General features: G+C 54.0%; 8 protein-coding genes and 1 pseudogene. 8 read left to right on the top strand and 1 reads right to left on the bottom strand.

The window, feature by feature from the left end; translation table 11 throughout:
* Positions 1 to 12: 12 nt before the first annotated feature.
* The 8 genes from BN874_RS05325 to BN874_RS05285 all read left to right on the top strand — a co-directional run bounded on the left by BN874_RS05325 (position 13) and on the right by BN874_RS05285 (position 12,951).
* Positions 13 to 1,098 carry a YMGG-like glycine zipper-containing protein gene (locus BN874_RS05325; protein WP_034431375.1) on the top strand — a complete coding sequence of 362 codons (1,086 nt, stop codon included), beginning with the start codon at positions 13 to 15 and terminating at the stop codon, positions 1,096 to 1,098.
* A 171-nt stretch (positions 1,099 to 1,269) separates the two neighbouring features.
* On the top strand, positions 1,270 to 4,602 hold the full coding sequence (locus BN874_RS05320; protein ID WP_195912110.1) for a caspase family protein: 3,333 nt from the start codon (positions 1,270 to 1,272) through the stop codon (positions 4,600 to 4,602).
* Positions 4,603 to 4,666: 64 nt separating this feature from the next.
* On the top strand, positions 4,667 to 6,424 hold the full coding sequence (locus BN874_RS05315; protein ID WP_034431373.1) for a caspase family protein: 1,758 nt from the start codon (positions 4,667 to 4,669) through the stop codon (positions 6,422 to 6,424).
* A 234-nt stretch (positions 6,425 to 6,658) separates the two neighbouring features.
* A complete protein-coding gene (locus tag BN874_RS05310; RefSeq protein WP_034431372.1) occupies positions 6,659 to 7,111 on the top strand; it encodes a hypothetical protein in 453 nt (150 codons plus the stop codon).
* A gap of 795 nt (positions 7,112 to 7,906) precedes the next feature.
* Positions 7,907 to 8,500, top strand: coding sequence for a nucleotide exchange factor GrpE (gene grpE, locus BN874_RS05300; protein ID WP_420886109.1), 594 nt, complete (start codon positions 7,907 to 7,909; stop codon positions 8,498 to 8,500).
* A 217-nt stretch (positions 8,501 to 8,717) separates the two neighbouring features.
* The gene (gene dnaK / locus BN874_RS05295) at positions 8,718 to 10,655 is read left to right on the top strand and encodes a molecular chaperone DnaK (protein ID WP_034431370.1); all 1,938 of its coding nucleotides are present in this window, start codon (positions 8,718 to 8,720) and stop codon (positions 10,653 to 10,655) included.
* A gap of 108 nt (positions 10,656 to 10,763) precedes the next feature.
* Positions 10,764 to 11,888, top strand: coding sequence for a molecular chaperone DnaJ (dnaJ, locus tag BN874_RS05290; protein ID WP_034431369.1), 1,125 nt, complete (start codon positions 10,764 to 10,766; stop codon positions 11,886 to 11,888).
* A gap of 172 nt (positions 11,889 to 12,060) precedes the next feature.
* Positions 12,061 to 12,951, top strand: coding sequence for a tyrosine-type recombinase/integrase (locus BN874_RS05285; protein WP_051497458.1), 891 nt, complete (start codon positions 12,061 to 12,063; stop codon positions 12,949 to 12,951).
* Here BN874_RS05285 and BN874_RS26355 read toward each other — a convergent pair.
* A pseudogene (locus BN874_RS26355) lies at positions 12,919 to 13,065 on the bottom strand (IS982 family transposase); the annotation flags it as partial. The gene BN874_RS05285 and the pseudogene BN874_RS26355 sit on opposite strands and share 33 nt — an antisense overlap.
* Between the last annotated feature and the right edge of the window lie 415 nt (positions 13,066 to 13,480).

The raw sequence follows: 13,480 nt of genomic DNA, 5'->3' as shown, positions 1-13,480 counted from the left end.
GGAGATGCATCCATGCTGTATTGTAATATTGTCCCCCGGCACATCAATCTTAAGACAATCGCCTTGGTAGCGAGTACTCTGATGCTCACCAGTTGTGCTACGCCCTTAACTCGCGAGGAACGCATTGGCCCTGATGATGGTTCAGATCTTTGTCGCTCCAATGTGGTAGCGCTCGATTCTACCGGCAATTTCTTCGCCGAGGATATGATCAAGGGGGCGGCGACCGGGGCGGCGACCGGGGCACTGACCGGTGGGCTTATCGCTGCCCTATCAGGGCGGTCTGGTCACGATATCGCCAAAAGCGCCCTGATTGGCGCTGCCGTAGGCGGAGTGGCTGGGGCTATTGGCGGTTACTACAAGAGCCGTATGGAACAAGGTCGTGATCAGGCCGTTTTAGTAATTAGAAACGACCTGACCCGAGAAGCCAACGAGCTGGATAAAGCAGATATAGCGGTCAGAGCACTGATTGCTTGTCGCGTGGGAGAGCGTGACCGGATTCGCGCCGCTTACGCCGCTAAACGGATATCCAGAGGCGAAGCGCAACGCCGCTGGAGCCAACTCCAAGAACAAGTCCGCCGCGATAACAATCTGATGCAGATGGTGGCCGAGAATATCGGCAAGCGCCAGGAAGAATACCAGTACGCCAATGATCAGATGGTGGCCGAATTTGACATCTCCAGGTTAACGCCGGCAGAACAGCGGGAAGCGAAAAAACGCATCGATGTCAATAACAAACAAATTGATAGAGAATACATGCAGGAGGTGGCAAAAATCGATAGAGATATCGCTAAAAATCGGAAAGGATCCGCCAACAAAAAGCCGACGGCGGAGCTTGAAAATCGCAAAATTGCGGCTAAAAAGGCAGCCGATACAAAGAAAGAGGTTAATAGGAAAACGGGTGGCAAGCCCGAGGCTGTGCAACTCGCTTCCAAGTTTTCCTCTACTCAGAACAAGGCGGAAACTACTGTTAGGACGGCTAAGAATTATCAAAATGAAGTGGCCGTGGCGGACGACGGTTATGAAAAAACCAGTCTGCTGGAACATCGCCCCAGCCTTGCCTATATAATCAAGGCGCGAGGAGAAAAAGCGGCTTCGTGATAATAAGTGGTAAACGGGTTTGAGGGGGATAAACGGAGGGATGCGCTGCTTCCTTCCTCCTCCCTCCATCCGCTTCCTACCTAGATAATCGGTATTTTTCCAAATTCAATGCGAACTTTATCTCATTTGGCATTTTCGAGAATCCATCCCGAACCTAATCAGGATTACATCATGGACTCCTGTAATACTAAAAAGATTTTTTCTTGTCCGCAATCTTCCATTGTTTCTCACAAACACTGGTTAATTACTCTGCTTCTCACTGTACTGACAACATCTTTCCAAGTTTTAGCCGATCCGGCTCCAGCAGCAGCGGAGTCGCCCTATTTGCGCATTGAAGCGGGCGAGCATACGGCTATTATTAACCGCATTTCGTTGAACCAGGATAGAACGTTACTTCTCACCGTCTCGGACGACAAAACTGCTCGCCTGTGGAATCTACCCGGAGGCGATCTTCGGGGTGTGCTGCGCGTCCCTATTGGCGAGGGTCTCGACGGTTCCATTTATGCGGGCGCGCTCTCTCCTGATGGCAAAACCGCGATTCTTGCCGGCGCTATTACTAATAATGAAAACACCTTCGCTCTTTATCTGTACGATACCTCAAGCCTGCGGATGAAGAACCGTCTTTCCAAGTTGCCCTCGGAAATCCTCCACCTTGCCTATTCCCCGGATGGAATCCGTTTCGCTGCAGCCTTTGGCAGCGCCAAGGGCATCATGGTTTGGGATAGCGCCACCGGCAAAAAAGTGGCAGAAGATTTAACATATGGTTTTTCCTGTAACTGGATCGCCTTTGCCAATGATGGACGTATGGCCACCAGTAGTGATGACGGTTTTATTCGTATTTACGACGCTCAAATCCAGCTCCTCCATCAGGTAAAAGGTAGCGGTGGAAGACAACCCTATGGCCTTGCCTTTTCCGAAGATGGCCGCATTCTCGCAGTGGGCTACAAGGATAAAGTTAAAGTAGACCTCATTGATGCCACTCATGGCAAGGTCGTGCAAAGTCCGAGCGTCGAGGGATTGGCTGGAGAAAATCTTTCCTCGGTCGCTTGGTCAAATGGAGACTTATTGGCTGCGGGTGGCGCTGGCAAGGGCGATCAACGAATGATTCGACGCTGGCCGCAAAGCGGCGGCAACCCGGTGGATATGCCGGTAGCAGAAAATACGATCACCAGTCTGGCTACCCTGCCGTATGGGGCATGGCTTTATGCCACGGCGGAACCCTCTTGGGGAATCATCACTCCAGAGGGTCGTTCCCTCGCCCGTCATGATTCACCCATTACCGATTTTCGCGGCATCTTTCGCCATCATTTCGCCCTTTCCGCCGACGGCTTGGTAGTGGAGTGGCGGCTTACCTCTCAGCAGGTGGCTCGCTTCGACTTGTCTCGGCAGGAACTAACGATTAATCCCCCTCGAGACTCGGGATTGACCCCACCGATCACTCATGATGTCCTCTTGCCGGTTGATCAATGGGAAGGCGCCACAACGCCGATTTTTATGAAAAAACACTCTATTGCGCTGGCCCGTAACGAGACATCCCGCAGCCTGGCTATTGCCCCGGATCATAGTGGGTTTGTCTTGGGGACGGACTTTTATATGCGTTGGTTTAACGCTCAAGGCGCAGAACTGGTTAAAGTGGATGTGCCTGCGGCGGCTTATGGGGTCAATCTCTCCCGGGATGGCCGCTATTTGGTGGCCGCCCTGGCCGATGGCGCTCTACATTGGTATCGGTTGCAACCAAGCCAGCCTGGTCGTCAAGCCAGCATTGAGAAATTTGCCGTCCTTTTTCTCAGCGTGGACGGCGCACGCTGGATTGCATGGACGAAAGAGGGTTTCTTTGCCCACTCCATGGACGGCGGTAAAAATCTGGCGGGCTATCACCTGAATCGCGGCGCTAATAAAACCCCCGAATGGATCACATTCGGCCAGCTTTATCAGAGTTTCTACTCGCCATCGCTGTTGAGCCGAAAGATGATGGGCGGACATGAAGCCGCTCTGCAAACCCAATTCGCCCAGGCGCAAGAGGTCATTAACGGGCTTTTTGTTGCGCCAGTCCCAGAGGTGGAATTGATTGAGTATTGTCTGCTGGAGAAAACCGACTCTCTCACCCGCGCCTTTCGGCGGGTGGCCCCTGCCTCAACGCCGGTTGCGACCTCGGCGACGCCGGTTGCCACGCCCCCTGTTGCTGCTACAACCCCAGTAACGGGCACAGGTTCCTGTTTTCCTATTGGAAAAGGGGCCACACGCGCCTTTTCCCGGACCCAGCAACTCATGGCTACCCCGGCTACCCCAATGACAACCGCGTCGGTTGCGCCCGAAATCAAGCAAGAGGAACCGGTATTGCAACGGGATGAACTTCCCATGGGTAAAAATCGGGTGCGATTGCGCTTTAAACTCAAGGAACGAAATGGCGGCGTGGGTGAGATTCACCTGTTGCGCAATGGCGTTGTCGTAGAAAACGCCGACGCTAAAACACGTGGCTTTTCACGGGCGGTCGCCGCGTCAGTCGCAAATGCTTCATCAACTCCCGTCACGGAGAGTACGGTGAAGGACGGCGAAGTCATTCTGGAACGGGATCTGGAACTGGACCCAGGAGTGAACCGACTCCAAGTGCGGGCCTCCGATGGTCGCAACAGGGCCAATGGTAAAAGCAGCCTTGTGGAACTGGTGGTCCCGGCAGTGGCCGCTCCCGCTGAAATAGCGACGCGAGGCCAAAAACCCACACTTCACATCCTATCGATAGGAATAAATCAGTACCGTGAAGCCGGAGTCACCTTGCGTTTCGCGGTTAAGGACGCCCAGGATGTCGCAGCGTTGCTGGAAAAGAATGCAAGCTCAGATTTCGGCAAAGCTTCCGTTTTGCGCCTGTATGATCAGCAAGCCACACGTGCGGAAATCGAAAAGGCGTTAGATCAGATTGCCAATCAAATTACCTCTCGGGAGGACACCGTAGTAGTTTATTTGGCTGGGCACGGAATGAATAATAATAATATCTACTATTTTATCCCCCAGAATTCACTCGTTAATGATTATGTGCAGACGGCCATTTCCCAGAAAGTGCTTGGAGAAAAATTGGCAAAAATTTCCGATAAAGCGAACCATGTTCTTATTTTTCTCGATTCTTGTCATTCGGGAGCTTATGACGTGAAAAGCAGCGATTTGGATCAGCAGTCTGAGGCGCTCTCCAAAGCACGCGAGAGTTTTGGAGAGTTACTCATGATCGCCGCTGCCGGCGCTGGGGAGGAGGCTGCTGACGAGTACATCACAGTGGATAACAAACGCTCGGGTAACGGCCTTTTTGGTTATGCCGTGCTTATGGGACTCAATGGAGATGCGGCGGGCCGGCGCGACACAAAGGTAACCGCGCTTCAAATCGCCAGCTTCGTTTACAATGAAATCATGGAGATTCGTAAACGGCAGCCCAAATACACCCAACGCCCGGCGGCAATTCCTCGTGGCAATGATTTAACCCGGTTAGCGTTCCCTTTGACCGCCATTAAGAATTGAACCGCGTGAAGCCGACGCTATAGCGTGAAACACAACGTTGCATGCTTGAAGGCAGGAGACCTCGATGAAAAAACACGGTTCCTTTCTATCAATCACCCATCATCTCGTTGGGACAGGTTGGTTGTTTTGGCTGTCTATCCTGTTCGCGGCGACCCCGGTTAGTGCGGCTGATCTCTATGGTTTAATCATTGGCGTTAACGACTATCAAAGCTTCCCAACACTGGATGGAGCGGTTAACGATTCCAACGACATCGCTGACGCGCTCAGGCAAGCTGGAGCCAAGCAAGTCATTTTGCTTCAGGACAAGGAAGCAGATCGGGATAGCATTTTTAGCAAATGGAAATCTCTCACCAGCCAAGCTAAAAAAGACGATGTTCTTGTCTTTGCTTATGCAGGTCACGGTTCTCAGGAGAAGGAGCATGTAGCCAATTCGGAACAGTCCGGCCTGGATGAAAATTTTATTCTGGCAAATTTCGCTGATCGCGGTCAAACGAGCTATCAGCGCATCGTTGATGATGAGATAGATGCCTTATTTCGGGAAACGCCTGATCTGAAAATCCTGTTCATCGCGGATTCCTGCCATTCCGGAACCATGACCCGCGCCTTTTCTGCGCCAAAAAAATTTAAAACACGTTCTATTCCCGCTCTCAATATCGAAAACGATGCGCTTACTGCACTCTACGGTTCTAAAGGCCGGGGAGGAGAAAACGTTATTGCCAGCGCTAAGAAGGGGGAAATCGTTAATGATCGCGGGGTTGCCAGTAATGTTCTCGGTATCGGCGCTGTTGCTGATGATCAGGAAGTAGTCGAAATCACCGACCCCGATTCCAAACAACCCCGAGCTGCTTTGAGCATGGCCTTCGCCAAGGTCTTGCGTTTTGATGTTGCCAACAAGGCGCGAGGGATTTCCAGCGAAAGGCTTCAGCACCTCGTCACCGAAAACGTTCGCATGCTCACTGACGGGCAACAGACGCCGCAGTTCTCCGGCGGTGGCGTCGATTTTTCCATCCCGATCAATGCCAGGCCGCCGTCTGCTCATGAAGGAGATGGGAAACCATCTGCCAATGCAGAAGTAGCGACCACCACCGCCGCGAAACAGCCAACGGAATTCACGGTATTTGTCACCAATGTGCCTCATGCTCTCGCTGAAAATCAATGGCGACCGATCCTCGGTCAGGCGAAAACCACTAATAATAATCAAACTGCTAACGCTATTTGGGATATTGGTAAAGAGAAGGTATTTTCTCAACTTGGCGATGTGATCTATGATGGTCGTCAACAGAAGATCCAGGAAACCAGAGCGTTTTCACGGGCAAAGACGCAAGCCGCTGCCCCTGTTGGTGGCGTTGAAATCGCTTATGCAACCAAGGTATTCGACAAACTGATCGCTGTTGAGCGCGTTAAGAAACGTAGCGAGGTAGTGAGTCCGACTATCGTATTAAAGCCAAATGATCGCCTCCATCGCGCTGGCGAACAAGTGACCTTGGAAACCAGTAACCAGAAATATCCTTGTCTAACTTTATTCAATATTGCATCCGATGGCACTATTAATTATCTCTATCCTATCCAGGATGGAACAATTAAAGACCCCTTGGAGGTTCCGATGAATCAACCCTACCTCTTGAATCTTAACGTGGACCCTCCGTATGGTGGCGATCATTTCGTAGTCATTTTCAGCGAAAAGCCGCTAACAGGGTTGCATAAGGAACTTCAGGACATGAATGGCGGCCAAAAGGCTAATCAGATTGAAGCCGTTCTGGATCGTCATCTACAAGCAATCAAACACCAAATAGGCATCCATAGCGTTTTTACTGGGCCATGATGCTACCTGTCTTGCGACGAGTTCGATAGCGTGATCACGGTGTGATCGGAAAGGTTGCACATCCGTATGGTTGTAAAACCTAATTTTGTAGTCTAAGATGGTTTTGGTACTGATGTGCTATATAGATTCTATCTATTACCATATCAGCCTATTCTGTCTATTGCACTGTTGGCCTCGAAGTGATCCAAACAGGTAACCTATCTTTACCCAGCCCTAGACCGAGAGGAGTAGATTATGAAAGCTGCACTCAGACAATTTTTTGTGTTTATCGCCGCCATCCTTGTTCTGCCGGCTACCGTTGGTTTGGCTGTCGCTGAAGACAATAGCTCCGACGATAAAGCGAAAACTGAAATCGCCGCTGCTCAGGCAGCAGGGTGGGCAAAATTTGCGAGCGAAATCGCACAATACGGCAAAGCCCAGCAGGATCCCATCGCTTTGATCTCTGCGGCCCGCATGCTGAAGGAAAGCCGCGTTAAGGAAATCATTCCTGACAAGGCAGCAGCATCTGCTGCGGCTCAGCCAGCCGCTGACGTTATAAAAGAATGGTTGGACGAAGCCCGAAAAATTGCCCGGGAATCGGATAAAAATAAAGCCGAGATATTGGCTCTTGCCGATGAAGCAGGCAAGAAGACCAGAGGCTATTATGTCCGGTACTATCACTACTATTACCAACCAACTTGTTACTAGCAGCTTCTATAGTGTTAGTGACACCTCCGCCCAACCAGTCACTCAAGCTGACCGCGCCGAATGGCGCGGTGGCTGAGACTGATGTTAGGCAAATGGAATCAAACAGATGGAGTGTTTTTCCCACCATCACCATTTGTTATCCGGTGTAGCTCTACGGAAAATTAGGGACCTCTATCCATTTGCTGTCCCTACTTTTCCTGCAATCGTTTTTCGTAGCGGGCCTTAAAATGGTTCTGGTGATTAAAAACCGGGAGGTCTCGAATACGGCGCAACCTGCCGTCGATAAATCTCCCGACCCAAGGTTCTCAGAGCAATGCCTGCCACTTATTGTCCATAAGTTCCTCATTGGCAGCACCATAGCCAAAGTTGGCCAACTCCTTACCTTGCGCCCGATAATCGTGCCCGAGAAAATGTCTCAGCCCATTTTCCACCAGCGGTGGCCAACGCCTTCAGTTCCCGGTTATCCAGCAGTCGCTGACTCGGAGCGTCCCGCTTTTCCATCCAGGCGGCAATCCGACTTCGTTCGATACTTAAAGGTGTTGTTCTTACAGCGTCTCAGTTGCGGCAGGAATTGGCTCGGCTGCAAGCAGAATTACTGGGGAAGCGTCGAGCCTGCGCGGGGCGTTAGATTGCTGTTCTCCCCTGATTCATGGAGTCGGTGCGCTGCGATTCGTTTGGAAGGGGCGGCATCTTGAAAGCTCATCCGCCGTACCCTTGAAATTCCACCGTTGACCCCCACCTCCGCCGTAATGAAAGGCGACAGCGCCACCCGACTGATTTCATTAGTGACGGAGAATGTATTCAATGACCCCTATCAATCCCCCCTTGGATCCTTACGCCGGGGCGACTCCATCCTTTGCGGAGGCGGTGTCGGCAGCGGATGCGCCCCCGGTCAGCCACGAGGAGTTCGAGGCAGTGCAACGCGAACTGGATCAGGCGCTGGCCAAGGCTGACGACCACTGGAAGCTGTATCTGGGCGCTCACGCCGAGATGGAAAACCTGCGCAAGCGCGCTGAGCGCGACGTGCAGAACGCCCATAAATTTGCCCTGGAGCGGTTTTTTAGCGAATTGCTGCCGGCGCGTGACAGCCTGGAACTGGGGCTGGCAGCGACTCACGATGCGGTAGAGGTCGCCAAGCTGCGCGAAGGGGTTGAACTGACGCTCAAGCAACTGGCAGCGGCGATGGAAAAGTTCGGCGCTCGTGAGCTGAATCCGCTCGGGGCCAAATTCAATCCGAACGAGCATGAAGCCATGGCGATGTTGCCGACCGACCAGGCCGAGCCGAATACCGTGGTGCAAGTGCTGCAAAAGGGCTATTTGCTCAACGAGCGCCTGCTCCGCCCAGCCAAGGTACTCGTTGCTCAAGCCCTGCCCAAACCGGCGAGTTGAATCCGGCTCCGGCTATTGAAAACAGCCCATCCGCCCCCATATCTGGCGGTAAGTAAAGACTACAGGACTTTCGCATTCCGTCATTTCCGCGTCAGCGGGAATCCGGTCACCTGCTGAAAAGACGGGATACCCGTTTTCACCGGTAGGGCGACACCCGGTTTATTAGCGAAAGTCCCGGACTAAAAACCGAATCTTCCAAATTCAGAGAGTATGTCCAATGAGCAGCAGCAAAATTATCGGCATTGACCTGGGCACCACCAATTCCTGTGTAGCGGTGATGGAAGGGGGCAAGCCCCGGGTGATTGAGAACAGTGAAGGTGACCGGACCACGCCTTCGGTCGTCGCCTTCCTGGAAGACGGCGAAATCACCGTCGGCCAGCCGGCCAAGCGTCAGGCGGTGACTAATCCGCACAACACCCTGTTCGCGGTCAAGCGGCTGATCGGCCGTCGCTTTGGCGAACCGGAGGTGCAGAAAGACATCGACCTTGTACCCTACAAGATCGTCAAGAACGACAATGGCGATGCCTGGGTTGAGGCGCGTGGCAAGAAAATGGCTCCGCCGGAAATTTCGGCGCGGGTGTTGATGAAGATGAAGAAGACCGCCGAGGACTATCTCGGTCATCCAGTCACCGAAGCGGTGATCACGGTGCCGGCCTATTTCAACGATAGCCAGCGCCAAGCCACCAAGGATGCCGGGCGCATCGCCGGGCTGGAGGTCAAGCGCATCATCAACGAGCCGACGGCGGCGGCGCTGGCCTTTGGCATGGACAAGTCCAGCACCAAGGATCGCAAGATCGCGGTCTACGATCTGGGCGGCGGCACTTTTGATGTCTCGATCATTGAAATCTCCGAAGTGGACGGTGAAAAGCAGTTCGAGGTACTTTCAACCAACGGCGACACCTTCCTGGGCGGCGAGGACTTCGACAAGCGGATCATCGATCACCTGATCGAGCAGTTTCAGCGCGAGTCCGGTATCAATCTGGCCAACGATCCGCTGGCGCTGCAACGGCTCAAGGAAGCGGCTGAGAAAGCCAAGATCGAGTTGTCCTCCAGCCAGCAGAGTGATATCAACCTGCCCTACATTACCGCCGACGCCAGCGGGCCAAAACATCTGAATCTCAAGCTGACCCGCGCCAAGCTGGAATCGCTGGTCGAGGATTTGGTGGATAAAACCATCGGCCCCTGCCGCACCGCGCTGAAAGATGCCGGCTTGGGCATCGCTCAGATTGATGATGTGCTGCTGGTTGGTGGTCAGAGCCGGATGCCCAAGGTGCAGGACAAGGTGCGCGAGTTCTTCGGCAAGGATCCGCGCAAGGATGTGAATCCCGATGAGGCGGTCGCAGTCGGTGCCGCGATTCAGGGCGGGGTGCTGGGCGGGCAGGTTAAAGACGTGCTGCTGCTCGACGTAACCCCGCTGTCGCTGGGCATCGAAACCCTGGGTGGGGTGATGACCAAGCTGATCGAGAAGAACACCACCATCCCGACCAAGGCGCAGCAGACCTTCTCGACCGCCGATGACAGCCAGACGGCGGTGACAGTGCATGTGTTGCAGGGCGAGCGCGAGATGGCCTCGGCCAACAAGTCGCTGGGCAAATTTGACTTGCAGGATATTCCGCCCGCACCGCGAGGGGTGCCGCAGATCGAAGTGACCTTCGACATTGACGCCAATGGCATTCTGCATGTGTCGGCCAAGGACAAGGCGACCGGCAAGGAGAACCGCATCGTCATCAAGGCGAGTTCCGGCCTGTCCGAGGATGAGATCAAGCGGATGGTCGGCGATGCCGAGGCCCATGCCGAGGAAGATAAGAAGTTCCACGAGTTGGTCAACGCCCGCAACCAGGCCGAAAACCTGATTCACGCCACCGAGAAGACGCTGCGCGATTTGGGCGACAAAGTGGAAGGCGGCGAACGCTCGGCCATCGAAGCGGCGATCAGCGATCTGCGCACCACGATCAAGACCGACAACAAGAGCGCTATCGAGGCCAAGACCCGGACCTTGGGCGAAGTATCCGGCAAGCTGGCCGAACGGCTGTACAGTCAGTCCGGCGCTGGTCCGGAGGATGGACCTGGCGGTCCGCACGGCCCTGGCGGCGGCGCTCACAAGCCAGCCGATGACGGGGTGGTGGATGCCGAGTTTGAGGAAGTGAAGAAGTAGACGCTACGGCTGCGGTAAACTAGCAATCCGGGAGTGCTTCGCGCACTCTCGGATTTTTGGTTTTAGCCCTTTTACACTCTGACCGCCCTCCGCAACGCAAGACGAATCATGGCCAAACGCGACTATTACGAAATTCTCAATGTGGCCCGCAACGCCAGCGAGGCTGAAATCAAGCAGTCTTACCGGCGGCTGGCGATGAAACATCATCCCGACCGCAATCCTGGCGACCATGTAGCCGAGGAACAGTTCAAGGAGGCTAAGGAAGCCTACGAGGTGCTGAGCGATGCGCGCAAGCGAGCCGCTTACGACCAGTTCGGTCACGCCGGGGTGGAGGGTCCAGCCGGTGGCGGAGGGGGCGGTCCGGCGGATTTGAATGACATCTTCGGCGGGGTGTTTCGCGACATCTTCGGCGGTGCCCGCAGCGGTGGTAATCAGAACTACCGGGGCGCTGATCTGCGCTACAACCTGGATTTAACTTTGGAAGAGGCCGTATTCGGCACTACCGCCAAGATCCGGGTGCCGACTTTGGTGAGCTGTGCCGCCTGTGCCGGCAGCGGCGCCAAGCCCGGCACTAAAGCCATTGCTTGTCCAACCTGTCGCGGCGTCGGTCAAGTACGGATGCAACAGGGCTTTTTCTCGATTCAGCAAACCTGCCCACGCTGCCAGGGACGGGGCACGATCATTCCCGAACCCTGCGAGACCTGCCGGGGCGCCGGTCGGGTCGAGGAACAGAAGACGATATCGGTCAAGGTTCCGGCGGGGGTAGACAACGGCGACCGAATCCGCTTGGCGGGCGAAGGCGAGGCCGGGGAATACAGCGGGCCGCCCGGCGATTTGTATGTGCAGATTCGGGTCAAGCCGCACCCGATTTTTACTCGCGAGGACAATGATTTGTACTGCGAAGTGCCGATCAGTTTTACCGCTGCGGCGCTGGGCGGCGACCGGGAAGTGCCGACTCTGGATGGGCGGGTGAGTCTGAAGATTCCGCCCGAAACTCAGACCGGCAAGGTGTTCCGGGTTCGCGGTAAGGGGGTTAAACCGGTGCGAGGTGGTCCAACGGGTGATTTGCTGTGCCGGGTGGGGGTTGAAACCCCGGTTAATCTGACCAAGGAGCAGAAGGAGTTATTGCAGAAATTCGCCAACACCATGGAAAAGGGTGGTAAGCACCACACCCCGCAAGAAGAGGGCTGGCTGGATAAGGCGAAGAAGTTCTTCGAGGAGATGAAGTTCTAAAAAGCCGATTTGCGCGGGTTTGCACTGCCTTGAGAGGAGTTGTTTAATCAAACAGTTATACTAAAATGGCCTTGTGTGGCGTTGCTATGAATTGCGGAAAATTGCGGAAAAACATAGCACTGGCATAGCACATACCACCTCCCGTGCTATGCGGGAACTTGGAGGCAAGGCCATGAAGCGTAGCGAACACCGGATCAGCTTTACCAAGACCGCCTTGGACACCCTCGAAGCTAAACCGGCGCGGTATTTCGTTTATGACGCCAAAGTTCCGGGTCTGGCGGTGCAAATTACCCCAGCGGGAACCAAGACCTTCTATCTCTACCGCTGGCTGGATGGCAAACCGGAACGTATCCGGTTAGGGCGCTATCCCGAAATCTCCCCCGAACTGGCTCGCAAACAAGTCAGTTCACTCAATGGCGACATTGCCCAAGGCATCAACCCGGTTGCCGCTAAACAAGTCCGGGTACAGCAACGGGCCGAACGACAGCGTTTGGCATTAAGCACAGTGCTGGAGGCGTATCTAACCGCCAAGCGCAACCTCAAACCCTCTACCCGCCAAAACTACCGCGACGCGATCCGCCTTTATCTGCTGGACTGGCAAGATTTGCCACTGGTAGACATCACTCAAGCCCAAGTCGTAGAACGCCATGCTGCCTTGATTGATGGGCACGGCGGAGCCAGAGCCAATTTAGCGATGCGCGTTCTGTCAGCGCTGTTCAACTTCGCCGCCGGGGAATATCTGAACCCGGACGGCACATCTCAAATTATCCTTAATCCAGTCAAACGATTGGGGCAACTCGGCTCATGGGTGCGGGTAGAACGTCGGCAAACTTTAGTTAAGGTTGCACAGATGCCTGCTTGGTGGTCAGGGGTGCAAACCCTGGAACCGACCGGACGCGATTATCTAATGCTGCTGGTGTTGACTGGACTGCGCCGCGAGGAAGCCGCCGGACTGCGTTGGGAACATATTAATCTGAATGAGCGCACGCTCACCGTTAAAGCGACCAAGAACCACGCGATGTTCGACTTTTCAGGCGATCAGTCCCTCGAACTGGAGGTCTGAGCAGCCGAGGAGCCGGTTCACAAAAATACCCAGGGTGTGAGCCAACACCTTCCGTGCGATCCGACTCGTCAAGTGCCACCGATCCCGTGCCCGGATTTTTTCAAAATGAAACCTCCTGTAAATTTTCCTGTGATCGGAATTGTGGGGCAGGCAGGTAAAATGAATATCACTTGGTTGGATCAATAGGTTAGATGCAGTCAACGCCTTAGCCTGACGCTGCTAACCCTCGCCATCACAGGAAAATTTACAGGACCCCAAAAACCGCCAACCCTGACATTAGAACATCCGACAACGAGAATTGTTGACCATAACGACGGGGATCGGAAATCCGTTCAAACGCTTGGCGCACTTGACTCAATAGGGCCGGTGCTGACAGATATTTATTTAAAGACGGTAATGAACCTTGAGACAGTGCTTTCTTCATAGTAGACACAACCTGATGAATGCGGTTTCAAAAACGCAAAATTAAGCCTCCTGTAAATTTTCCTGTGATGGCGATGATTTGCGGCCTGGGCTAGAACATCGGCTT

Origin of the sequence: Candidatus Contendobacter odensis Run_B_J11, assembly GCF_000531125.1 — a bacterium.
Classification (GTDB): Bacteria; Pseudomonadota; Gammaproteobacteria; order Competibacterales; family Competibacteraceae; genus Contendibacter; species Contendibacter odensensis.
This window is presented reverse-complemented; position numbering and strand designations above follow the sequence as displayed.

Bases quoted from the DNA above. Each gene is read 5' to 3' on its own strand.
- BN874_RS05325 (WP_034431375.1), top strand. From the start codon at position 13: ATGCTGTATTGTAATATTGTCCCCCGGCACATCAATCTTAAGACAATC.
- BN874_RS05320 (WP_195912110.1), top strand. From the start codon at position 1,270: ATGGACTCCTGTAATACTAAAAAGATTTTTTCTTGTCCGCAATCTTCC.
- BN874_RS05315 (WP_034431373.1), top strand. From the start codon at position 4,667: ATGAAAAAACACGGTTCCTTTCTATCAATCACCCATCATCTCGTTGGG.
- BN874_RS05310 (WP_034431372.1), top strand. From the start codon at position 6,659: ATGAAAGCTGCACTCAGACAATTTTTTGTGTTTATCGCCGCCATCCTT.
- grpE (WP_420886109.1), top strand. From the start codon at position 7,907: ATGTATTCAATGACCCCTATCAATCCCCCCTTGGATCCTTACGCCGGG.
- dnaK (WP_034431370.1), top strand. From the start codon at position 8,718: ATGAGCAGCAGCAAAATTATCGGCATTGACCTGGGCACCACCAATTCC.
- dnaJ (WP_034431369.1), top strand. From the start codon at position 10,764: ATGGCCAAACGCGACTATTACGAAATTCTCAATGTGGCCCGCAACGCC.
- BN874_RS05285 (WP_051497458.1), top strand. From the start codon at position 12,061: ATGAAGCGTAGCGAACACCGGATCAGCTTTACCAAGACCGCCTTGGAC.